The organism is Variovorax paradoxus, assembly GCA_016806145.1.
Taxonomy (GTDB): Bacteria; Pseudomonadota; Gammaproteobacteria; order Burkholderiales; family Burkholderiaceae_C; genus Variovorax.
The window spans coordinates 2,262,793-2,283,876 of record CP063166.1 but is presented as its reverse complement, the minus strand read 5'-3'; the positions used below and the strand labels follow the sequence as shown (position 1 = coordinate 2,283,876).

The 21,084-nt window shown below is 69.7% G+C and carries 22 protein-coding genes; 12 read left to right on the top strand and 10 right to left on the bottom strand.

Translation table 11 applies throughout. The annotated features are described in order from the left end of the window. Positions 1 to 105: 105 nt before the first annotated feature. The 6 genes from INQ48_10415 (at position 106) to INQ48_10390 (ending at position 4,284) form a co-directional block, all read left to right on the top strand. Positions 106 to 693: a MarR family transcriptional regulator gene (locus tag INQ48_10415; GenBank protein QRF59603.1), complete on the top strand. Its 588-nt coding sequence runs from the start codon at positions 106 to 108 to the stop codon at positions 691 to 693. A gap of 63 nt (positions 694 to 756) precedes the next feature. Further along, positions 757 to 1,188, top strand: a complete 432-nt coding sequence (locus tag INQ48_10410) for a DUF393 domain-containing protein (protein QRF59602.1) — start codon at positions 757 to 759, stop codon at positions 1,186 to 1,188. Positions 1,189 to 1,223: 35 nt separating this feature from the next. After that, positions 1,224 to 2,156, top strand: a complete 933-nt coding sequence (locus INQ48_10405) for a methyltransferase domain-containing protein (protein ID QRF59601.1) — start codon at positions 1,224 to 1,226, stop codon at positions 2,154 to 2,156. 37 nt (positions 2,157 to 2,193) lie between these two features. Beyond that, on the top strand, positions 2,194 to 3,261 hold the full coding sequence (locus tag INQ48_10400) for an SRPBCC domain-containing protein (protein QRF59600.1): 1,068 nt from the start codon (positions 2,194 to 2,196) through the stop codon (positions 3,259 to 3,261). After that, positions 3,258 to 3,908 (top strand): DUF4166 domain-containing protein, encoded by a 651-nt coding sequence (locus INQ48_10395; GenBank protein QRF59599.1) that lies wholly within the window; start codon positions 3,258 to 3,260, stop codon positions 3,906 to 3,908. The genes INQ48_10400 and INQ48_10395 overlap by 4 nt, the downstream gene beginning before the upstream one ends. Before the next feature lie 28 nt (positions 3,909 to 3,936). Beyond that, positions 3,937 to 4,284 (top strand): DOPA 4,5-dioxygenase family protein, encoded by a 348-nt coding sequence (locus tag INQ48_10390; GenBank protein QRF59598.1) that lies wholly within the window; start codon positions 3,937 to 3,939, stop codon positions 4,282 to 4,284. Between the two features lies 1 nt (position 4,285). Here the strand turns inward: INQ48_10390 and INQ48_10385 are convergent, their stop codons facing one another. Continuing rightward, entirely contained in the window at positions 4,286 to 4,942 is a 657-nt protein-coding gene (locus INQ48_10385) for a glutathione S-transferase (GenBank protein ID QRF59597.1), read from the bottom strand. 131 nt (positions 4,943 to 5,073) lie between these two features. Between INQ48_10385 and phaZ the strand changes: the two genes are divergently transcribed. After that, positions 5,074 to 6,294 carry a polyhydroxyalkanoate depolymerase gene (gene phaZ / locus INQ48_10380; protein ID QRF59596.1) on the top strand — a complete coding sequence of 407 codons (1,221 nt, stop codon included), beginning with the start codon at positions 5,074 to 5,076 and terminating at the stop codon, positions 6,292 to 6,294. Positions 6,295 to 6,388: 94 nt separating this feature from the next. Here phaZ and INQ48_10375 read toward each other — a convergent pair whose 3' ends face one another. The 9 genes from INQ48_10375 to INQ48_10335 form a co-directional block, all read right to left on the bottom strand. Next, a complete protein-coding gene (locus INQ48_10375; protein ID QRF59595.1) occupies positions 6,389 to 8,095 on the bottom strand; it encodes a Mur ligase in 1,707 nt (568 codons plus the stop codon). A gap of 70 nt (positions 8,096 to 8,165) precedes the next feature. Next, entirely contained in the window at positions 8,166 to 8,882 is a 717-nt protein-coding gene (locus tag INQ48_10370) for a glycosyltransferase family 2 protein (GenBank protein ID QRF59594.1), read from the bottom strand. A 3-nt stretch (positions 8,883 to 8,885) separates the two neighbouring features. Further along, positions 8,886 to 10,451, bottom strand: a complete 1,566-nt coding sequence (locus INQ48_10365; GenBank protein QRF59593.1) for a phosphotransferase — start codon at positions 10,449 to 10,451, stop codon at positions 8,886 to 8,888. Then, positions 10,448 to 10,819, bottom strand: a complete 372-nt coding sequence (locus INQ48_10360) for a capsular biosynthesis protein (protein ID QRF59592.1) — start codon at positions 10,817 to 10,819, stop codon at positions 10,448 to 10,450. The genes INQ48_10365 and INQ48_10360 overlap by 4 nt, the downstream gene beginning before the upstream one ends. Before the next feature lie 11 nt (positions 10,820 to 10,830). Next, complete coding sequence (locus tag INQ48_10355; GenBank protein ID QRF59591.1) at positions 10,831 to 11,991, bottom strand: hypothetical protein; 1,161 nt, start codon at positions 11,989 to 11,991, stop codon at positions 10,831 to 10,833. Next, positions 11,958 to 13,751, bottom strand: coding sequence for a hypothetical protein (locus tag INQ48_10350; protein ID QRF59590.1), 1,794 nt, complete (start codon positions 13,749 to 13,751; stop codon positions 11,958 to 11,960). Before INQ48_10350 ends, INQ48_10355 begins: the two co-directional genes overlap by 34 nt. A gap of 3 nt (positions 13,752 to 13,754) precedes the next feature. Next, positions 13,755 to 14,378 (bottom strand): aspartyl/asparaginyl beta-hydroxylase domain-containing protein, encoded by a 624-nt coding sequence (locus INQ48_10345; GenBank protein QRF60682.1) that lies wholly within the window; start codon positions 14,376 to 14,378, stop codon positions 13,755 to 13,757. A 158-nt stretch (positions 14,379 to 14,536) separates the two neighbouring features. Then, on the bottom strand, positions 14,537 to 14,896 hold the full coding sequence (locus tag INQ48_10340; GenBank protein ID QRF59589.1) for a hypothetical protein: 360 nt from the start codon (positions 14,894 to 14,896) through the stop codon (positions 14,537 to 14,539). 80 nt (positions 14,897 to 14,976) lie between these two features. Further along, the gene (locus INQ48_10335) at positions 14,977 to 15,996 is read right to left on the bottom strand and encodes a LysR family transcriptional regulator (GenBank protein ID QRF59588.1); all 1,020 of its coding nucleotides are present in this window, start codon (positions 15,994 to 15,996) and stop codon (positions 14,977 to 14,979) included. Between the two features lie 76 nt (positions 15,997 to 16,072). Here INQ48_10335 and INQ48_10330 point away from each other — a divergent pair, with 76 nt between their 5' ends. From INQ48_10330 to INQ48_10310, 5 genes are all read left to right on the top strand, one after another. Beyond that, on the top strand, positions 16,073 to 17,188 hold the full coding sequence (locus INQ48_10330) for an adenosine deaminase (GenBank protein QRF59587.1): 1,116 nt from the start codon (positions 16,073 to 16,075) through the stop codon (positions 17,186 to 17,188). Positions 17,189 to 17,196: 8 nt separating this feature from the next. Then, positions 17,197 to 18,192 (top strand): tripartite tricarboxylate transporter substrate binding protein, encoded by a 996-nt coding sequence (locus tag INQ48_10325; GenBank protein QRF59586.1) that lies wholly within the window; start codon positions 17,197 to 17,199, stop codon positions 18,190 to 18,192. Between the two features lie 67 nt (positions 18,193 to 18,259). Beyond that, positions 18,260 to 19,885, top strand: a complete 1,626-nt coding sequence (locus INQ48_10320) for a phospholipase D family protein (protein ID QRF59585.1) — start codon at positions 18,260 to 18,262, stop codon at positions 19,883 to 19,885. A 12-nt stretch (positions 19,886 to 19,897) separates the two neighbouring features. Further along, entirely contained in the window at positions 19,898 to 20,620 is a 723-nt protein-coding gene (locus INQ48_10315) for a YafY family transcriptional regulator (protein QRF59584.1), read from the top strand. Positions 20,621 to 20,654: 34 nt separating this feature from the next. Then, entirely contained in the window at positions 20,655 to 21,026 is a 372-nt protein-coding gene (locus tag INQ48_10310; protein QRF59583.1) for a VOC family protein, read from the top strand. The last annotated feature ends 58 nt before the right edge of the window (positions 21,027 to 21,084 follow it).

Here is a 21,084-nt window from a genome sequence, read left to right as displayed (position 1 = left end):
GTCGTTTCACTGTTTAAACATACAGTATTTCACCATTCGCTCAGACTTCGGCAGTTTTTTGATTTCTTTCTTGACAGAAATTTCGGAAGTCCTAGACTCCAGCGCATGGAACTCACCGACATCCAACGCAAGTTCGTCCTCCACTGGGGCGAGATGGGCTCCATGTGGGGCGTCAACCGCACCGTCTCGCAGATCCATGCGCTGCTGTTCGTGCACGGCAAGCCGATCCACGCCGAGGAGCTGTCCGACACCCTGGGCGTGGCGCGCTCCAACGTAAGCAACAGCCTGAAGGAACTGCAGGCCTGGAACCTGGTGCGCGTCACCCACATGCTGGGCGACCGGCGCGACTACTTCGAGACCAGCGTCGACGTCTGGGAGCTGTTCCGCACCGTCGTGCGCGAGCGCAAGGAACGCGAGTTCGATCCCACCATCCGCATGCTGCGCGAGGTCGTCGCGAGCCCCGACTTCCAGAAGGAATCGGCCGATGCACAGGACCGCATCCGCTCCACCATGGACCTGATGGCCAAGCTCGCCACCTGGGCCGACGAGATGCTGCGGCTGTCGCCCGGCACGCTCGACAAGGTGCTGACGCTGGGCGCGAGCGTGCAGAAGTTCGTGCGCGGCGACGCGCCCGCGCCCGCTGCCGGCAAGGACGATCCCGACGCTCACCATGCGAGCCTGCCGATGATCTGAGGCCGGCTCTTTTTTTGCCCATTCATTTCTGTTTTGACAGAAATATCGAGAACAAAGAACACCATGTCCCGACACACCGCCATCGCCTACCCTCTGACCGTTTACTACGACGCCACCTGCCGCCTGTGCACCGCCGAAATGGGCGCGATGAAGGCGCGCGGCGCGGCCGCGCGGCTCGTCCTGGTCGACTGCTCGCCGCCCGATTTCGATGCCGGCCCGGCGCCGCGCGACGCGCTCATGACCGCGATCCACGCGGTCGATGCCGCCGGCCGCGTGCGGGTCGGCGTGCCCGCGATCCGCGCCTGCCGCGAGGCGGTGGGCCTGCCCAACGGCGGCGCCCTGCTCGACTTGCCGCTGGTCGCGCCGCTGGCCGACCGCGCCTATGCCGCGCTGGCGCGCAACCGCCAGCGCCTGCCGGACTGGCTCGTGACCCTGCTCGCCGGCCCGGCCGCGAAGGCCTCGCGCACCTGCGCCGACGACCAGTGCCGGCTCTGACATCCGCACCGCATTTCCGACCAGGAGTCCATCGCATGCCCAGCGTCTTCCAACCCGATTTCCACCTGCCGCGGGCCGCCGCTGCCCCGGCCCCGGTCAGCCGCGCCGACACCCAGGACTACTTCACCGAGGTCGCCACCGACTACCGCGCCTGGAGCCCCAGCTACAACATGCACTTCGGCTACTGGCGAGCGGGCCTGAATCCGCTGCGCCGCGAAAGCATGCTGGTCCAGATGAACCGCGAGGTCGGCCGCGCGCTGCGGCTCGGCGAGCGCCCGACGGAAGACGGCCGCCGCTGCGTGCTCGACCTGGGCTGCGGCGCCGGCGCCACCGCGCGCACGCTGGTCGGCGACGACCCGCGCCTCTACGCCGTGACCGTCACCAACGTGCCGGTGCAGAACCGCATCGCCGAGCGCCTCGATGCGCGGGCCGGCGTGGCCGACCGCATGGCCCACATCGAGGCCGACTACACGCGCACCGGCCTGCCGGCCGCGCAGGCCGACGGCGCCTGGGCGCTCGAGAGCGCCTGCTATGCCGAGGGCACCGCCAAGGCCGACTTCGCGCGCGAGGCCGCGCGCCTGCTCAGGCCCGGCGCACGGCTGGTGGTGGTCGACGGCTTCCTGCTGCGCCGCGAGCCCGGCCGCCTCGCGCGCTGGCTGCACCGCCTGTGGGCCGACAGCTGGGCCGTGCCGACACTGGCCGTGCGCGACGAGTTCACGGCCGCGCTGCGCGAACACGGCTTCGAGGACATCGAGGTGCGCTCGCTGCGCTGGCGCGTCGCGCCGAGCGCGCTGCACATCCCCGCGCTCGCCACCCGCTTCACGCTGGCCGAACTCTGGAAGGCACGCGGAAGCCTGAGCCCCTGGCGCCGCAAGCACATCGTGGCCAGCTACTGCGCGCTCGCGCTGGGCCTGTTCTGGCGCGACTTCGACTACTGCATGGTCAGCGCCACGCGGCGCGCCAGTTGAGCGGACGAACGAACACATCGAGGAGAAGAGGACTTCCATGCACACCGATCCCGAAGACCGCTTGCTGACCGAGCTGGCGCCCATCGAGCCCGCCACGAACGACGAGCCGCCTGCGAACAAGCCCGTGCGCGGCATGCCCTTCGGCTGGTTCTGGCCGATGGCGATCGGCGCCGCGATCGCGCTCGTGCTGCGCCTGGTCTTCAGCGGCGGCCCCGGCAAGGCCTATTCGGCCATGCTGGGCTCCTTCGTCTACCTGGCGCCCGCGGTGTGCGGCGCGGTCACGGTGTACCTGGCCGAGCGCATCGAGCGGCGCAGCTGGGGGTACTACCTGTGGGCGCCCTGGGTCGCGACCGCGCTGTTCGTGGGCGGCACGCTGGTGGTGTTCATCGAGGGCCTGATCTGCGCCGTCTTCATCGTGCCGCTGTTCGCGGTGATGGGCAGCGTCGGCGGGCTGGCCATGGGCATCGTGTGCCGCATCACCCACTGGCCGAAGCAGACCCTCTACGGCTTCGCGCTGCTGCCGCTGGTGCTCGGCGCCATCGAGCCGAACCTGCCCAACCCCGACCGCTTCTCGAACACCTCGCGCACGCTCTACATCGCCGCACCGGCCGAACGCGTATGGCACGAGCTCAACGCCGCGCGCGACATCCGCCCGGCCGAGGTCGACGGCGCCTGGGCCTACCGCGCCGGCGTGCCGATGCCGGTGTCGGGCGTCACGGTCGACACGCCCGAGGGCCGCGTGCGCCAGGTGCAGTGGCAGAAGAACGTGCACTTCGAGGAGGTCATCACCGATTGGCAACCCAACCGCAGGCTGCAATGGCGCTTCCGCTTCTCGCCCGACTCCTTTCCGGCCGGCGCGCTCGACGACCACGTGATGATCGGCGGCCAGTACTTCGACCTGCGCGATGCCACCTACACGCTGACGCCGCGCGACGGCGGCACCGAGCTGCGCGTGGAGGTCTCGTGGCGGCTGAGCACCAGCTTCAACTGGTATGCCGACCGCGTCATGCACCTGCTGCTGAACGACGCGTCCGAGAACATCCTGCGCTTTTACAAGGCCCGCAGCGAAGGCACGGCCACCGCTGGCGCCATCATCCAGCCATGAACCACGACATTCGTCCGGTCTTCCAGCAAGCGCTCGGCCCCGACTGGGACCGGCTGGGCGACGCGATCCGCCGCCACTACACCATGGCGCCGCATTCGAACGACCATGTCTGCGTGCGCGGCACCATGCACGAGGTCCACCATGCGCCCTGGGCCGCGTTGCTGATGCCCCTCGGCAGGCTGTTCGGTGCCCTCGTGCCCTACACCGGGCGCGCGGTGCCGATCGAGGTCCACTACCGCTGCCGGCCCGACGACCCGCATCTCTACTGGGACCGCATCTTCCGCTTCGCGGGCCGCGCGCCCTTCCACTTCCGCTCGCACATGGAGCACGAGGCGGCCGACGGCGCGCTGGTGATCGAGTACGTGCGCTTCGGCATCGGCATGCGGCTGGCCGTGAGCGCCGAAGAAGGCGCGCTGGTGTTCCGCGACCGCGGCTACGTCTGGCGCCTGGGCCGCCTGCGCATCCCGCTGCCGCTGGGCCTGCTGATGGGCACGGCCTACGTCGAGGAGCGGCCCGACCCGCGCGACCCCGACGCCTTCAGCATGCGCATGCTGCTGCGCCACCGCTGGTTCGGCGACGTGTTCCGCTACAGCGGCAGCTTCCGGCTGCCCGACGACCTTCCCGGCGACCTTCTCAGCGACAGGTGATCCGCGCCCGCGCCACAATCGCCCCACCATGCCGCGCCGCCCCGAGAACCTCTACCCGCAGTACCACGCCCACGTCTATTTCGGCCCCGCCACCGTGGCCCAGGCCCGCGCGCTGTGCGAGCAGGCGGGCCGCGAGCTGATGGTGGTGGTGGGCCGGGTGCACGAGCGCCCAGTCGGCCCGCATCCGCACTGGAGCTGCCAGCTCGCCTTCGACGCGGCCGAGTTCGACACGGTCATCGGCTGGCTCGACAGCCACCGCGACGGCCTCGACGTCTTCGTGCACGGCCTGACCGGCAACGACCTCGCCGACCACACCGATCACGCGATGTGGCTGGGCGACGAGAGCGCGCTCGACCTGCGGATGTTCCGCCACTGAGCTAGAACTCGGCGTCGAGCTCGTCGATCTCGTCGGGCTCCTGCTTCGCCGCCGCCACCCATTCCTTCATCGCGGGCAGTTCCATCACGCGCTTGCAGTAGGCCGTGCAGGCGCTGTCGAGCGCCACGTCGTAGCTCAGGAAGCGCGTGACCACGGGCGCGTACATCGCATCGGCGATGCCCGGCTGCCCGCCGAACAGGTAGGGGCCGCCGTAGGCCTTCAGGCATTCGCGCCAGATCGCCACGATGCGGTCGATGTCAGCCTGCGCGCGCGACCACACCTTGAAGTTCTTGAAGCGGGCCTTGATGTTCATCGGCAGCGCGCCGCGCATGGCCGCGAAGCCCGAATGCATCTCGCCGCAGATCGCGCGGCAGTGGGCGCGGGCCGCCACGTCGGCGGGCAGCAGGCCGGCCTTGGGCTTGATCTCGTTGAGGTACTCGCCGATGGCGAGCGTGTCCCACACCTTGACCGAGCCGTGCTGCAGCGATGGCACCAGCATCGAGGACGACAGCAGCAGCATCTCGGCCTTCATGGCCGGGTCGTCGGGCGGGATGATCTTCTCGCTGAAGTCCAGGCCCGCCAGCCTGCACATCAGCCAGCCGCGCAGCGACCACGCGCCGTAGTTCTTGCTGCTGATGGTGAGAACGGGTTTGGCCATCGGGTGTGCTCCTTGGTGCCGGCAAGCGCCGCCGGTGGGCTGCGACGTGCAAGCCCTGTGCCACCCGTTCCATCCCGGTGCGCCCGGCCTTGGCCCGCAACTTGCCTCTGCGCAGACAACGCACCACAACCATGCTCTACCGCGTCTACCAGAACCAGGCCGACCTGCTCTCCCCGCTGCGGCTCGCCTCCCAGTACATGGCGCGCGCGCTCTGGCAGGACGGCAGCGAGCGCACCATGCAGCGGCGGCTGGCGGCGCAGTGCGAGGTGTTCTCGCGCATGCGGCTCACCCACAGCCGGCCGCCCTACGGCATCGCGAGCGTGCCGGTCGACGGCGACGAGGTCGCGGTGCACGAGGAGGTGGCGCTGAGCGCGCCCTTCGGCACCCTGCTGCATTTCAGGAAGGACGGCGACCACCCCACGCACCCGCCCGTGCTGCTGGTCGCACCGTTGTCGGGCCATTTCGCCACCCTGTTGCGCGAAACCGTGCGCACCCTGCTGAGCGACCACGACGTCTACCTGACCGACTGGCACAACGCGCGCGACGTGCCGCTGTGGCAGGGCCGCTTCGGCCTCGACGACTACACGCTGCAGCTCATCGCCTTCCTCGAGGCCGTCGGCCCCGGCGTGCACATGGTCGCGGTGTGCCAGCCCTGCGTGGCCGCGCTGGCCGCCACCGCGCTCATGGCCGAGGACGACAACCCCGCCACCCCGCGCAGCCTCACGCTGATGGCCGGACCGGTCGACTGCCGCATCAACCCGACCGCGGTGAACCGCCTCGCGACCGACCGGCCCATCGACTGGTTCCGCCGCAACCTCATCAGCCACGTGCCCTGGCCGCATGCGGGCGCGATGCGGCGCGTGTACCCGGGCTTCCTGCAGCTCGCGGCCTTCATGAGCATGAACCCCGAGCGCCACAAGAAGCAGTTCGAGGACATGTACCGCCACCTGGTCGAGGGCGAGCTCGAGAAGGCCCACACCATCGGCAACTTCTACGACGAATACCTCGCGGTCAACGACCTGCCCGCGGAGTTCTACCTCGAGACCGTGGAGCGCGTGTTCCAGACCTACGACCTGCCGCGCGGCCGGCTCACCGTGGGCGAGCGCACCGTGAACCCGGCCGCGATCCGCCGCACCGCGCTGCTCACGGTCGAGGGCGAGCGCGACGACATCTGCGCCGTGGGCCAGACCGTGGCCGCGCAGGACCTGTGCACCGGCGTTCGGCCCTACCTCAAGGCCCACCACCTGCAGGCCGGCGTGGGGCACTACGGCGTGTTCAGCGGCAGCAAGTGGAACGCGCAGATCTATCCGCGCGTGCGCGAGACCATCCACGCGGCGGCCGAGCTGCACTGAGTCGTTTCGCTCTCGAAGGATCGAGCCCCATCGACCGTTCACGCCGAGCCTGTCGAAGCGCCGCGCGAGGCTTCGACAAGCTCAGCCCGAACGGTCAGGGATGGATCGATGCTCGCGCCGTCACCTGCGGCTGCGCCGGCCGTCCACCCGCCTCCAGGTATTTCCAGTACGCCACGTACCCCGAGAGGTAGTGCTCCACGTCGTCGATGCGCACACGGAAGCTGTGATGGCGGATGAAGAAGCTGCCGACGATGCGCTGCGGATTGCGGAAGAACATCGCGAGCTCGGGCCAGAAGTGCCCCGTGAGCAGGTAGCGCGCGCGCTGCTCGAGCGCGCGGTAGAACTTCTCGATGTCGAAGCCCTCGAGCAGGTGCGCATGCGCGGGGTCGGCCTGCAGCCGCGTCACCATCTTCTGCGCCGCCATCATCAGCTCCAGCAAGGTCGGAAATGTGGTGATGCGGTTGAGCACGAACTCGAGGTGGTCGCGCACGTTGTCCAGCCCGAAGCGGAAGTAGCGCTCTTCCGGCCGGTACAGCGTGAGCTCGTTGACGCAGTAGCTGAGCCAGTGGTCGTGCGCCTCCCAGTGGCGCGCCTCGATGAAATGAGCGAAGGCCTTCTCGACCGCGCGCAGCCAGCGCTCGTCGCGCGTCAGACCGTACAGCCGCATCAGCCCGAAGGCGGCCTCGCCGTCGTAGTAGATGATGCGGTTCTCCTCCTTCACGCTCAGGTCGGGATGGTGGAGCACGTGCACGAAGCGGCCGCTAGCCGGGTCCTGCATGTGCAGGATGCCGAGCGCGAGCTGTTCCATCAGCGGCAGGTAGGCCTGCTCGCCCGTGAGCTCGGTGTACTTGACCATCGCGAGCAGGCACACGGCATTGCCACCGAGCTTGATCTCGTCCTCGATGTCGACCAAGAACGCGGCCTGCGAACCATCGGGCAAGGTGGCGGGCCGGATCAGCTCGCCCGTCAGGTGGCCCAGCGCGCGGTCGATCGCCGCCTTGTGCTCGGGCTTGCGCGTCAGCTCCCAGCCCTCGATCAGCGCATAGGTCGAGCTCGCATGGCGCAGCGCGTTGTAGGTGGGAATGGCGCGGTCGAAGCAGGGAAACCAGCCGTAGTGATAGGCGCCCGAGCTCTTGACCTGGCGCGCAAGGTAGGCGGTGCTGGTCTCGACGATCTGGCGCACGCGCGGCGCGTTCCAGGCCGGCAGCCGGCGATAGCCGCGGCCCACGCCCTCGTGCTCGATGCGGTGCGCCTCCTTGCCGTCGGTGAACACGGCGCGCGTGTCGAACACCCACACCGGCTGCTGCGGATCGGTGGGCCAGCTCAGCTCGCGTCCGTAGCGGTGCTTGCCGAACAGCTTGAGGTTCGCCGCATTGGGCGCGGCCTCGTCGAACTTGCCGTCGTAGAGCACGGCATGGGCGCCGATGTCCTGCTCGAGCATGGCCACCGACAGCTCGGCGTCGAAGGCGATGCCGCTGCGGAAGTAGTTGCGCTTGGTGGTCGAGAACGCCTGTTGCAGTCCCTTCCAGTTCATCGCCTGCACCGTGTGGACCACGTCCGCGCGCAGCCAGATCGGCGCCGTGCTCTGCTTGCGCAGCCAGACCTGCAGCAGCTGGGCGCCGCGGCGCCAGACCTCGTCGAAGGCCTTGCCGCGTACCGTGACCACGTGCGCGCGGTCCTTGGCGTTGCAGGCCGACAGGAACAACACGCCCGCACCCTCGGATGCAGACGCCTCCATGCACTCGGCCCACGTCGCGGCCACCGCGGGCTTCGCGCACGCGAGCAGTTCACCCAGACTCATCGAAGATTCCTCACATGGCTTCCATCGGCTGGCGATGCGATGGCTGCGCGCATTGTCCCTCGTCCCGGTGTCATTCCCAGCGCCGGGCGACCGCCGCTTCGTACTCCTGCGGCGTGCCGCAGAAGACGATCTGCTCGGGCCCGATCAGCTCGTAGGCCACGCGCGCGCCGCGCTCGATCAGCGCGTTGTAGCAAGGCGCGATGTAGTACTCGCCGCGCGTCAGCAGCTGGTGGCGCTGCTGGTGCTCGAAGGCCTCGTCGAAGACCCGCGCATCGGCGAAGTGGTAGAGGCCGTCGCTGCACAGGTTGGAGATGCGCTCCTTCTCGGTGGTGCGCAGCACCGAGCGATCGGGTCCGGGCTCGACGAAGGACCAGTGCTCGCCCTCGCCCTCGAACACCTCGAGGTAGCCCGCGGCGCCATCGGCCAGCGCCGACTTGCGGAAACCGGGCCGGATGGTGTCGATGTTGAAGACGTAGACCGCCTCCTCGCTGCGCAGCGCCTGCAGCCCGCGGTGCACCGAGTCGGCCTGACCCAGCGTGTCGCCGTCGAGCTCGACGATGTGGAAGGACTTGACGCCCAGCGCCTGCAGTTCGCGCACCAGGAACTCGACCACGTCGTGATCGCGCCGCACCACGAACAGGAACAGGTCGTCCTGGAAGTAGCGCTCGAAGGACTTCACCACATGGAAGAACACCGTGCGCCCGTGCAGCGGCAGCCGGTACTTGGGCAGCGCATAGCCGGCTTCGGTGAAGCGGCGGCTCTTGCCCATCATCGGAATCACGAACATCGCTCAGTGCTCCATCTGTTCGTAAAGGCGCAGCGCATTGGCCAGCATCGCGCGCTGGCGGCGCGGCGCGTCCTGGTGCAGCGGCAGCATCGACAGGAACAACAGCACAGTGATCGGCGCCACGTGGCGCGCGGTCATGCCGTTGAGCAGCGGCAGCGCCGCGAACAGCTTCTGGATCGCGGCCACGTCCTCGTCGGCATGGATGCGCAGGCGGAAATCCAGCCCCGTCCCGTCGTCGATCTCGAAGGCGTCGGCCACGATGTAGTCGTACAGGCCCAGCACCGAATGCGCGAGCTTGGCGAGGTCGTAGCGCAGGTCGCCGACGAGCCGCGGCTCGTCGCGGAAATTGAGGCCGCGCGGATCGATCAGCTTGATGCAGTCCGAGCGGGTGTCGAACAGGATGTTGCTGAAGCACAGGTCGCCATGCATCACGCCCGGCACCAGCGGCACGCGCGCCGCGGTCTCGAGGCAGCGCTCGACGATCTCGGCCAGCGAGGGCAGCGCGCGCCCGTTGAGCCGCGTGGGCGCCGACAGGCTCATGCCGCTCGCAGTTGCATAGGCATCGAGCCGCGCGCGCGTCTTGTCGCCCAGCATGCCGCGGCTGTCCTGCGCCACCGCCTGGCACTCGCGCTCGCCCAGCGGCATGGCCGTCTGGCAGGCCGCCAGCCAGTCGGCCAGGTGCCTGAACACGCGCGACCAGAAGGCCGTGGAGTTGCGGCCGTGCACGTAGAGCTCGTTGAGCGGCGCCATGCACAGGTACTCGAGTTCGTAGCCATAGCCGCCGCCCCCGTCCTCGACCGCGCCGCGGTCGAGCAGCTGCGGCGCATACACGCGCAACCGCGGCGGCAGTGCGTCGAACCAGCGCGCCTCGGCCTCGAGCTTACGCGGCTGGCAACCGGTCTTGCGCACGCGCCGGTCGCCGATGGCGAGGTCGTTGAACGCGCGCTGCGTGGTGATGCGCGCGCGCGAGCGGTAGAAGGTGTTGACGTGGCCGAAGTCCGACCACTGCGCGGTCTGCACGCGCTGCAGGTAGCAGGCCTCGTCGTAGGCCGAGACCGCGCGCTCGAACGAGCCGCGCGCGGCCACCAGGCATTTGGCGAGCCGGCTGACCGACTGGAACGCGAAGTAGCCGCACCACACGCGCACCGCGGTCTCCGTGCCGTGGTCCACCTGCCAGTCGTAGTCGTCGGCCGACTCGGCCACGCTCAGGCAGTCCCAGCCGGTCGGCAGGTCGCTGATCAGCGTGTCGCCCAGCAGCAGCCGCATGCCGTCGCCGTAGCGGCCGATGGTGTTGATCGAGAACAGCAGCGAATCGGCCAGCGTGAGCCCGTCGGGCACGCGCAGCACCTGGATCGCATGCGCTTCGAGCGCCTGCGCGTCGCGGTGCGAGACGGCATGGCTCTCGGGCAGCGAGAGATAGATCGGCTCGCCCGGGAAATGCCGCGCCAGCAGCTCGGCCTGGTGCACGAACAGCCGATGGTTGGCCACCGGCAGGAAGGCCGGCGGCAGGCGGCCGAACTCCGACTGCAGCTCGGAGTCGACGTAGGCCGCCGAGGTGACGACGATCACTTCTCGTGCTCCAGCAGCCGGTCGATCTCCTCGCGGCTGTACTTGAGGAACTCCGACGGTCGGATCGCGCGGTCGTCGACGTAGAAGCCCTCCTCGCCGCACCAGGGCTTGCCGACGTGGATCTCGTCGTAGGGCACGTCGTGACGGGCCAGCCAGTCGATGATGATCGGCAGCGTGTGGGCGTTGATGCGGCCGACGTTGCCGCCGAAGCTGTTGACGTTGCGGCTGGTGTAGATCGAGATCGCGAATCCCTGCTCGCGGTAGCTGCGCAGCCGCTCGATCATGTCCTCGCGCGGGCGGGCATTGGGGTAGTCCTTCTGTTCCGCCACGCACAGCGTGTGGTCCAGGTCGAAGATCAGGCGTTTCAAGCGGGGCTCCTCTAATTCCGGTTCGCGGCGGCCGGGTCGATCGCCAGGAAGCGCGCGATCTCGTCGTTGTTGCGTATGCCGGCGGCGGCCACCGCGCGCTGCACCACGCGCATGAGCCGCGGGTTGTGCGCCGTGTCGCGCTGGTCGGCATCGGGCCACTGGTACGGCGGCAGACCGCGCTCGCGCGCGACGGCCTCGGTCTCCTCGCCCAGCGCCTGCAGGATGCGCAGCATCAGCGCATGGCCGCGCCAGATCTCGTCGCGCACCACGGGGCTGCCATCGGCGAAGCGGCGCGCGCGCAGCTCTTCGGGCATGGCCATCGGCGGTTCGCCGGCCTTGGCGAGCTCGGCCAGCCGGTTCCAGAAATGCCGCACGTCGTAGGGATTGGGATTGGCGAACACGCGCGCGCGCAGTTCGGTGGGCGTGGCCGGCAGCGGCGTGCTCCACAAGGTGGCGTTGCGGCGGTTCTCGGCCAGCGTCACCCACTCGGCCCACTTCGCCATGCCCTCGAGGTACCAGCTGGCGCGGAACATCGCGTGGCCGTACTGGAACAGGTGGAACAGCTCGTGCGGGATCAGGTAGTCCTTCACCCGCTCGTGGTTGCCCGCGAGCGCCGAGTTGATCGCCATCGAGAGCGCGCAGCGGTCGGCGCGCGCGCGGCTGTCGGGGTAGCGGATCACGGCCGAGAACGCGAGCCCGCGCTTGTCCGCGACGCCGGGGCTGTAGGCATCGAAGTTCAGCAGGTCGATGTCGATGGTCTCGGCCTGGCGGAAGCGCGGGCTGCGCAGCGGATCGCGAAAGCCGTTGGCCAGGTAGATGCGGCGCACGGTGTCCAGGTGCAGCGCGGCGTCCTCGACCATGTCGGGCACGCCATTGCCGTTGAGGTCGACGCCGGTGTAGAGCGCATGCGGTCCGTCGAGCGCATAGAAGACGCGGATGCCGTTGAACTCGTGGCGCTGCGTCAGCGCCAGCCGGTGCGCGTTCTTCGAGACGCGGCAACCCGCGCCTTCGGGCCCCTGCTGCAGGCCCGGTTCGCGGTCGGCCTGGTCCTGCGCGCGCGCCGCGCCCGGCAGCAAGCCAAGGAACAGGCCCCACAGCACCGACAGGGCCAGCACGGCCTGCATGCGACGCACCCGTGTCACCGCGGCGCCGCGCCGGCCAGGGCGTTCCACAGCAGGCGGTCCATCTCGCTGACCGGGCCCGCGGGCAGGTCGGCCGACAGCATCGCGCGCAGCTCGCCGCGGCCATAGGCGGCGGCGGGCACGGCCTCGACGGCATGGATGTGCTCGAGCGGCCGCCGCCGCACGCCCTGGAACAGCAGCGCATGCGCGAGCGAACAGTGCGAACGCAGCCGCTTCGGAAAGCCGAACCAGTTCTCGCGGATCGCCTGGGTCTGCAGCCCCAGCGTGTTGGCATAGCAGCCCATGGCTTCGGGCGAGCCGACCGCGAACTGGTCGCCGGCATACAGCGTCTTGGTCACGGCGAGGTGGTTGAAGAACAGCACCCGCTGGCGGCGGCAGGCCTCGGCCATGCCGGCCCAGTCGGGCGCGGCCGTGCCGGCGCGGAAGGCGCGGTCGGGCCGGATGCGGATCACCAGGTCGTAGTCGCCACCGTCCTGCAGCATCAGGCGGTGCGCTTCCTGGATCTTGTAGAACATCTTGAGCTGGTTGTTCGTGTCGTGCTCGAACTCGGGCCGCCGGTGGTTCTCGATCGCCACCACCGCATCGGTGCCGTACACCGCGCGCAGGTCCGCTTCGCCGAGCGTCGACGACACCTCGAGCCTGGCGAAGAAGTTCGGATAGGCCTTCTTCATCGCGGCCAGCCCGTAGCGGAAGCCGGCCTGCCGGTAGGCCTCGGCGAAGGGCGCGAACTTGAAGATCCGGTCCACGCCGTTGCCCGACATCGGATCGGGAAAGCGCCAGCCCGTGTCCTCCCAGGTATGGACGAAGTACTTCACTTGGTGGCCGTCCAGGCCCAGGTGCTTCCAGGTCTGGAAGGCGGCCGCGTAGCCGCGCATCTGGCCCGACACGCACACGGCGATGCGCAGCGGCGCGCCGGTGGCCGGCGCGGTTGCATCGGACCGCGCCGCGCCCGATTCGAAGGCGCGCGCGATCCTCGCGCTCGCGCGTGCCTGCCTCGCCTGCTTGCCGCCCTCGGCCGGCGGCAGGCTGCGCACCTGCGCGAGGATGCGTTCGTACAGCGCTTCGTCGAACAGGCCGTAGCCGAGGATCAGCAGCCGGCAGATCGCCGCGTCGCTGAGACAGCGCAGGCCCTGCGGGTCGTCCAGCAGATCGTTCGCGAAGGCGCGCAGCAGCGCGCCGTTCGCCGGCAGCACGCTCTGGAAGAAGCGGCACAGCGTCTCGTGGTCGCAGCTCTGGAAGAGTTCGACCAGCATCTCGCGCCGCAGGTCCTCGCCATAGCCGCGGAAGCCCTCGACCGCGAGCATCAGCGCGGTGCGATCGCGCGGGTCGGCGAAGGCGCGATGCTCGAACAGCGGCCGGGCCACGCCGGCCAGGCTGCGGTAGCTCGCGCCCTGGTGCCGCTTGAGGCCCGCGAGGAAACTCGCGAAGGCGAAAGGAAAGGCCTCGAGGACCTGGCCCAGCCGTGCCGCATGGCCATCGATCTGGCCCGCGATCATCTGCACCGCGCTCGCATCCATCACGCCCTGGGCGGGAAAGTGGCGCGCCCAGACCTCGCCGGCGCGCAGCTCGAGCGCCGCCGCGACGTTGCCCGACAGCACGAGCGCCTCGTGGTAGCGCAGCGCGATGTCCTTCTCGAACGCATGGCCCTCGCCGAGGGCGCGGCGCAGCCGATACAGGCTCAGCTCATGCTGGTCCGCGCGCGCGAAGGCCGCCAGCGTGGCGTCCATGTCGGCGACCGAGCTCCATGCCTCGGTGGCGATCGCTTCGGAGGGCGCTTCTTCCCGCCACATCGCTCAAGCCGCCAGCGCGACGGCTTCGGCCTCGCGCACCACCGGCAGCCAGGGGGTGGTCAGCATGCCGATCGGCGGCGGCGTCTCCAGGCTCATCAGCAGGTGGGCCCGGCTCGAGGGCTGGTTGCTGCGGTTGACGGCGCGGTGGTGCACGTCCACGCGCACCAGCCAGGCCGAACCGTCGGCCGGCAGGTGCACGCTCTCGATGCTGCCGTCGGCGCGCTGCCATTCGAAGAAGCAGTTGGGGTTGGTGACGATCGGCACGTGCAGGCGCCAGGCCTCGCGCACGGCGTCGGTGTGCAGCGGCATCTCGTCGCCTTCGCTCTCGAGCTGCATGATGCGCGCGCGAAAGGGCTTGAGGCCGAGCGCGGACAGCGCGCCCATCACCTCGGCGAGGCTGCCCGAGCAGGCATCGGTGGGTTGCGTGCCGCGGCTGGGCATGGCGGCATTGGGATTGATGCGGCGGATGCCGTCGATCAGCGTGCCATCGCGGCTGGTCACCGCCCAACCGATGTAGTCGACGCGGTTGTCGCGGTAGGGCGTCGACGGCAGCGTCTTCACATGGTCCAGGAAATGCGCGCGCAGCGCGTCGATGTCGATCTTGAAGTTCGCCAGCCGGGCGAACATGACGTCCTTGGAATGCTTCACGGCTCTCTCTCCTCGGTTCCTCTGGATGGATGGCCACCGCGAACGGTGGCGCCGGCCCGCGCGCGGCGGGCGATGCGCAATGGCTGCGCGGGCGCTGCACGCCGAAGCGGCAGCGCGGTCCGGGCACGAAGCCGGACCTAGGCGAGGACGGAGGAAAGGCGCGGCGGCCGCTTGGGCGGCGCGAAGAAGGTCTTGGAGGAGAAGAAGGCGAAGGAGCGCGGCAGCGCCACGGGCAACACGATCAGTTCGAGCACGTAGCCCTCGAACAGGATCTCGATGCCGTGGCCGATGTCCGTGTCGTCGGCGGCGGCCGAAGCGGAGACGGACGTGCCCGCGCCGCGCTGATAGTCATCGGGGGAGGCCGAGGCATCGGACCACAGCGTCTGCGCCACGAGGTCGCGATGCATGCCTGCCTCGACGAGGATCTGCGCGAACACCACCACGGCCTGACAGCACAGAAGGACCGCGAGGACGAGCGCGATGAGCGGGCGAGACATGACCGGGAAATCTTAGCGGCAGATACCTCACGCGGGAGACAATTCGTTAACCTTTACAACGATATTCCGAGCACTGAGCACTACGGTTTTCGGTGGGCACGCGAAGCTTTCGCGACCCGCCGAACCGGCCTTTCGCCGGCCTGCGGCAGGCGCTCGCGCAGGAAGTCGATCAGCGCCTGCGCCGCCACGTTGCGCATCGGCCCGGGCAGATAGGCCAGCACCACGCGGCGTTCGATGCGCGGCTTCGACAGCGCCAGCACGACCAGTTCGGGATCGCGCAGCGAGGCCGTGTACAGGCGCGGCATCAGCCCGAGCGCCTGGCCGCCGCGCACCAGCGCATAGAGGGTTTCGGAATAGCTCACGCGCAAGGGCTCGAGCCCCTGCGCGAACTGGGCGCGCGCGGGATTGCCGAGCGCCGGCATGCTGCCGCTCTCGAACAGCACCAGCCGCTCGCGGCCGATCCGCTCCCATTCGGTCTCACCGGCCGCGGCCAGCGCATGGTCGCGCCGCACCACCAGCACCAGTGGGTCGCGGAACAGGTCCACGCATTCGAGCCCACCCGGCGGCTCGGTGATGGCGGCCACGGCCATGTCGAGCTGGCCGTTGCGCAGCTCGGCGAGCAACGCTGTCGAGGGCGCGTCGCGCCACGACAGTTCGACTTCGCCGAGGCGCTCGGCATGCGCCGCCGCGAACTCGCTCGCGGCCGCGGCCACGCGCGCGGCGGCCGAGGGGATCACGCCGATGCGCACGAAGGCACGGCCGCGCCGCACCGTGCTCTCGATGTCGCGCAGCGCCACCTCGACCGTGTGGACCAGGAAGTCGGTGCGCGCCAGCACCTCGGCGCCCAGCGGCGTGAGCTCGACGCGGTGCGTGGAGCGCGTGAGCAGTTGCGCGCCCAGCAGCTTCTCGACCTGCTTGATCGCATTGCTGAGCGCGGGCTGCGTGATGGCCAGCCGCCGCGCGGCACGGCCGAAGTGCGCCTCCTCGACCAGCACCGAGAAGCACTGCAGCTGGCGCAACGTGAGCGCGCGCAGCGGCAGCGAGGACGCGGCCGGTTCGGGCGCCGGCAAGGGCTTGGGAACGCGCGAAGAGGTGGCCATGCTTATAGATCGGGCGAATCAAATTATAGAAATTCAAAATTTTCCTTATCGCCTCGCCCTCACTAGACTGGCCCGCATGACCGCCAGCCCCTCCGCCAGCCCGTCTTCCGCCGCCCCGGGCTTCGACCTCGAAGCCCTGCTGCGCGCCATTCCCAAGGTCGAGCTGCACTGCCACCTGTTCGGCACCGTGCGCCACGAGACCTTCAAGCAGCTCAACCTGCGCGCCGGCTCGCCGCTGGCGGCCGACGAGATCGAGGGCTTCTACACGCGCGGCGAGAAGCCCGTGGGCGTGCTGCGCGTGCTGCGCGCGCTCGACGCCGAGCTGGTGCGCAGCCCCGACGACCTGCACCAGCTCACGTTCGAATACCTGCAGGACGCGGCGCAGCACAACGTGCGCCATGCCGAGTTCTCGTGGAACCCGACCGGCACGGTGCAGGTGTCGGGCATCCCCTATGCGCTCGCGCAAGGCGCGATCGTGCGCGCGATCCGCGACGCGAAGCAGCAGTTCGGCATCGACGGCCGGCTGATCGGCGCCATCGACCGCGAGGCCTCGCCCGCGGCCGCGCTCGAGATGGTCGAGTGGATGGCCGCGAACCGCTGCGACGAAGCGATCGGCATCGGCATCGACTACCGCGAGGTCGACCGCCCGCCCGAGCTCTTCACCGAGGCCTATGCGCGCGCGCGGCAGGTCGGCCTGCGCACCACCGCGCATGCCGGCGAGTTCGGCATGCCCTGGACCAACGTGCGCACCGCGCTCGACGTGCTGCGCGTGGACCGCATCGACCATGGCTACACCGTGGTCGACGCGCCCGAGTTCGCGCGCGAATGCGCCGAGCGCGGCGTGCTGTTCACCGTGGTGCCGACCAACTCCTACTACCTGCGCACCCTGCCGCCCGAGCGCTGGGCGCTCGACCATCCGATCCGCCGCATGCCGGGCCTGGGCCTGCGCATCCATCCCAACACCGACGACCCGACCCTGCACAAGGTCACGCCCACGCAGGCCTGGCTGATGATGGTGCGCGACTTCGGCTTCGGCCTCGACGACCTGCGCGGCTTCATGCTCAACGGCCTCGACGGCGCCTGGATCGACGAGACGCAGCGCCGCGACTGGCACGCGCAATGGAGCGATGCCTTCGACCACCTGCGCAGCCGCCTCGGCGATGCGCCACCCTCTTCCCCAGCCCACGCCTGAAGCCCGCCATGAACCACCTCCGCCGTCCCCTGCTCGTGGCCGCGACGCTCTGCGCCGCGCTGCCCGCCCTGCTGCCCACCCTGGCCTCGGCCCAGCCGGCCTGGCCCGCGGCCATGCCGATCACGCTGATCGTTCCCTACACCGCGGGCGGCAGCGTCGACGTCAATGCGCGCCTGGTCGCCACGCGGCTGGCCGAGCGGCTCAAGCAGGCGGTGGTGATCGACAACGTGGCCGGTGCCGGGGGCGCCATCGGCGTGGCCAAGGCCGTGGCCGCCGCGCCCGACGGCTACACCCTGGTGGTCGGCCCCGACAGCGCGATCGCCATCGGCCGGCTGGTCAACCCCTCGGCCTTCCGCTTCGATCCGCTCAAGGACCTGGCGCCGGTCGGCCTGCTCAACACCGCGCCGATGGTGCTGGTGGCGCGCCCCGGCCTGCCCGCGAAGAGCTACGCCGACTTCGTGCAGCTCGCCAAGGCCGCGCCCGGCAAATACAACTACGCCACCTCGGGCGTGGGTACCGTGCTGCAGCTCGCGATGGAACTGCTCAAGCAGCGCAGCGGCATCTTCGTGACCCACGTGCCCTACCGCGGCGGCGCGCAGATCGCCACCGACGTGATCGGCGACCAGGTCGACCTCGCGATGCTCGTGAGCACCAGCGCCATCCCGCACGTCAGCGGCAAGCGGCTGCAGGCGCTGGGCATCACCGGCACCAAGCGCCTGCCCTCGCTGCCCGGCGTGCCCACCTTCGACGAGATGCCCGGCCTCAAGGGCTTCGACATGGTGAGCTGGACCGGCATCTTCGCGCCCGCGAAGACGCCCCCCGCCATCGTCGCGCGCCTCCACCAGGAACTCGAGGCCGTGCTGCAGGAGGAAGGCGTGCGAACCAAGCTCGCCGAGCAGGGCGCGCTGCCGGGCAGCGGCACGCCCGAAGCCTTCGGCCGCTTCGTGCAGGCCGAGTACGCGCGCAACCAGAAGATCGTGCAGACGGCCAACATCAAGGAATGAGCGCGGCGCGGCCGCCATGGCGCATGATCGATCGCCGCACCGTCACCGGCCTTCGGAGATCGACCCCATGCCGACCGCGTCCCCGCTCCCGCGCCTTCGCCTGCTGCTCGCCGCCCTGCTGCTGCCCGCCCTGCTCGGCGCCTGCGCCAGCCTGCCGCCGCCCGTCGCACAGGCGCCCGTCGCCGCGATCGCCGACTACGCCGCCACGCCGCTGAACGCCATCGCGCAGCAGGCACTGGCACCGGGCAACGCATCGGGCTTTCGCCTGCTGCCCTACGGCCCGACCTCCTTCGCCAGCCGCATCGAGCTCGCGAAGCTCGCCACCCGCAGCCTCGACGTGCAGTACTACCTGCTGGCCGGCGACAACACCGGCCGCGCCCTGATGCGCGCGCTGCGCGATGCCGCCGCGCGCGGCGTGCGCGTGCGATTGCTGGTGGACGATCTCTACACCACCGGCGAGGACGAGCTGCTGCTCGGCCTGGCCAGCCATCCGAACGTGGAGGTGCGCCTGTTCAATCCCTTCCCGGCCGGCCGCGGCAGCGACCTCACGCGCTTCGCCGCCTCGGCGATGGATTTCGAGCGCATCAACCGGCGCATGCACAACAAGCTGTTCGTGGCCGACAACGCCGCCGCCGTGGCCGGCGGGCGCAACATGGCCGACGAGTACGTGATGAACGCCAGCGCCAGCAACTTCATCGACATGGACGTGTTCGCCGCGGGCTCGGTGGTGCGCGAACTCTCCGACGCCTTCGACCACTACTGGAACAGCGAGGCCGTCTATCCCGTGCAGCGCATCGCGCGCAGCAGCCTGTCGCCGGCGCAGCTGCGGCAAGCCTTCGAGGAGCGCACCGCCACGGCCAGGCCGCCGCAGGCGCCGCGCATCCCGGCCGACGGCATCATCCCCAACGCGACCGAGGGCGAGCCGGCCTCGATCCCGCTCGAGATGGTGCCGATGATGAACCTGCCCTTCGAGCTGGCCGAGCGCAGGCTCAGTCCGCTGCTCGCGGCCGATGCGCGCGTGCTGTTCGATCCGCTGACCAAGACCCAAGGCTGGAACGAGCGCGAGAACTCGAACAAGGGCACCGTCACCGAGGCCGTGATCCGCTGGTTCCGCACCGCGCAGCGGACCATCAAGATGGTCTCGCCCTATTTCGTGCCTTCGGACGCCGCCGTCGCCAGCCTCGCCGAGGCGCGGGCCGCGGGCCTGCAGGTCGAGCTCGTCACCAACTCGCTGGCCTCCACCGACGAGCCCTGGGTCTACGTCGGCTACTGGCCGCACATCCATCGGCTGCTCGAGGCCGGCGTCGAGATCTACGAACTGAGCCCCTCGCTGAGCGTGCACCGCGGCAAGCTCGGCCTGTTCGGCCATGGCACCGGCGCGCTGCACATGAAGAACGGCATCGTCGACCATCGCCAGGTCTTCCTCGGCTCGATGAACCTCGACCCGCGCTCGGCACGGCTCAACACCGAGCTCGGCCTGATCATCGACAGCCCCGACATGGCGCGCCAGCTCGAGAGCTTCGCCGACACGCGCAGCTTCTACCGGCTGCGGCTCGATGCGAAGGGCCGCAACGTCGAATGGGTGGACCAGGACGACGACACGCGCGTGTTCGACGTGCCGCCCGAGACGACGGCGTGGCAGCGCTTCAAGCTGAGGCTGCTGGGGCCGTTGATTCCGCAGAGCCAGCTCTAGAGGGCCGCACGCATGTCCCGCTCCGAACGCCTGCTCGCCCTGGTCCAGACCCTGCGCCGCCATCGCCGGCCCCTCAGCGGCCAGGCCCTGGCCGAGCAGCTCGGCATCAGCCTGCGCACGCTGTACCGCGACATCGCGAGCCTGCAGTCGCAGGGCGCGCTGATCGAAGGTTCGCCCGGCCTGGGCTATGTGCTCAAGCCGGGCTACGTGCTGCCGCCGCTGATGTTCGGCCCCGAGGAGATCGAGGCGCTCGCGCTGGGCCTGCGCTGGGTGGCGGACCGCGGCGACAAGGCCCTGTCGGGCGGCGCGCACGATGCGCTCGCGAAGATCGCCGCCGTGCTGCCGCCCGAACTGAAGCGCGAACTCGAGGCCTCCGCGCTGCTCGTGGCCGCGGGTGCGAAGCGCGCACCGGCCGCGGTCGAGCCCGACCTGCTGCGCGCCGCCATCCGTGCCGAGCACAAGCTGCGGATCGGCTACAGCGATCCCGACGGAACCGCGTCGAAACGCGTCATCTGGCCCTTCGCGCTCGTGTACTTCGAACAGTCGCGCGTGCTCAGCGCCTGGTGCGAACTGCGCAACGACTTCCGCAACTTCCGCGCCGACCGCATCGTCGCCGCCGAGATGCTCGATGTGCGCTACCCGCAGCGTCGCCAGGCGCTGCTCAAGGCCTGGCAGCAGCGCGTGAAGGAAAGCGGCCGCACGATACTGCCGGAATCTGACATGCCCTCTTCCTAAGATCGCGCCATCGTTCATTCATCAGGAGATCGGCGTGAAGTTTGCATCCGTGCGTCTAGTCACCCAACAATTCGAAGCCCTCGTTGCGTTCTACGCGCGCCTCTCGGGCACCGAGGCCACCCGCCTGGCCGACGGCTTCGCGGAGATCCGGCTGGCGGGCGCGACGCTGGCCATCTCCGAAGAGCAGCTCGTGCAGCGCTTCAACGCCGGGGCCGCCACGGCCGCATCGAACCGTTCGGCGATCCTCGAGTTCGAGGTCGCCGATGTCGAAGGGACGCTGGCGCGCATGGAGGAAACGGCCGAGGTCGTGATGCGGCCGACCACGATGCCGTGGGGCAACCTGTCGCTGCTGCTTCGCGATCCGGATGGGAGTCTGGTGAATGTGTTTTCGAGGCCCGCGAGCTAGCGAGGGCCCTTCGGCGTTACACGCGTTACGGCCGAGACGTCCCTCGCTTGCCAGTCGG

What these genes read in the sequence shown, in the direction of transcription:
- INQ48_10350 (QRF59590.1), bottom strand. Translation starts at nt 13,751, where the DNA reads ATGTGGCGGGAAGAAGCGCCCTCCGAAGCGATCGCCACCGAGGCATGG.
- INQ48_10395 (QRF59599.1), top strand. Translation starts at nt 3,258, where the DNA reads ATGAACCACGACATTCGTCCGGTCTTCCAGCAAGCGCTCGGCCCCGAC.
- INQ48_10390 (QRF59598.1), top strand. Translation starts at nt 3,937, where the DNA reads ATGCCGCGCCGCCCCGAGAACCTCTACCCGCAGTACCACGCCCACGTC.
- INQ48_10315 (QRF59584.1), top strand. Translation starts at nt 19,898, where the DNA reads ATGTCCCGCTCCGAACGCCTGCTCGCCCTGGTCCAGACCCTGCGCCGC.
- INQ48_10325 (QRF59586.1), top strand. Translation starts at nt 17,197, where the DNA reads ATGAACCACCTCCGCCGTCCCCTGCTCGTGGCCGCGACGCTCTGCGCC.
- INQ48_10330 (QRF59587.1), top strand. Translation starts at nt 16,073, where the DNA reads ATGACCGCCAGCCCCTCCGCCAGCCCGTCTTCCGCCGCCCCGGGCTTC.
- INQ48_10345 (QRF60682.1), bottom strand. Translation starts at nt 14,378, where the DNA reads ATGTTCGCCCGGCTGGCGAACTTCAAGATCGACATCGACGCGCTGCGC.
- INQ48_10375 (QRF59595.1), bottom strand. Translation starts at nt 8,095, where the DNA reads ATGAGTCTGGGTGAACTGCTCGCGTGCGCGAAGCCCGCGGTGGCCGCG.
- INQ48_10335 (QRF59588.1), bottom strand. Translation starts at nt 15,996, where the DNA reads ATGGCCACCTCTTCGCGCGTTCCCAAGCCCTTGCCGGCGCCCGAACCG.
- phaZ (QRF59596.1), top strand. Translation starts at nt 5,074, where the DNA reads ATGCTCTACCGCGTCTACCAGAACCAGGCCGACCTGCTCTCCCCGCTG.
- INQ48_10340 (QRF59589.1), bottom strand. Translation starts at nt 14,896, where the DNA reads ATGTCTCGCCCGCTCATCGCGCTCGTCCTCGCGGTCCTTCTGTGCTGT.
- INQ48_10385 (QRF59597.1), bottom strand. Translation starts at nt 4,942, where the DNA reads ATGGCCAAACCCGTTCTCACCATCAGCAGCAAGAACTACGGCGCGTGG.
- INQ48_10320 (QRF59585.1), top strand. Translation starts at nt 18,260, where the DNA reads ATGCCGACCGCGTCCCCGCTCCCGCGCCTTCGCCTGCTGCTCGCCGCC.
- INQ48_10405 (QRF59601.1), top strand. Translation starts at nt 1,224, where the DNA reads ATGCCCAGCGTCTTCCAACCCGATTTCCACCTGCCGCGGGCCGCCGCT.
- INQ48_10400 (QRF59600.1), top strand. Translation starts at nt 2,194, where the DNA reads ATGCACACCGATCCCGAAGACCGCTTGCTGACCGAGCTGGCGCCCATC.
- INQ48_10415 (QRF59603.1), top strand. Translation starts at nt 106, where the DNA reads ATGGAACTCACCGACATCCAACGCAAGTTCGTCCTCCACTGGGGCGAG.
- INQ48_10410 (QRF59602.1), top strand. Translation starts at nt 757, where the DNA reads ATGTCCCGACACACCGCCATCGCCTACCCTCTGACCGTTTACTACGAC.
- INQ48_10370 (QRF59594.1), bottom strand. Translation starts at nt 8,882, where the DNA reads ATGTTCGTGATTCCGATGATGGGCAAGAGCCGCCGCTTCACCGAAGCC.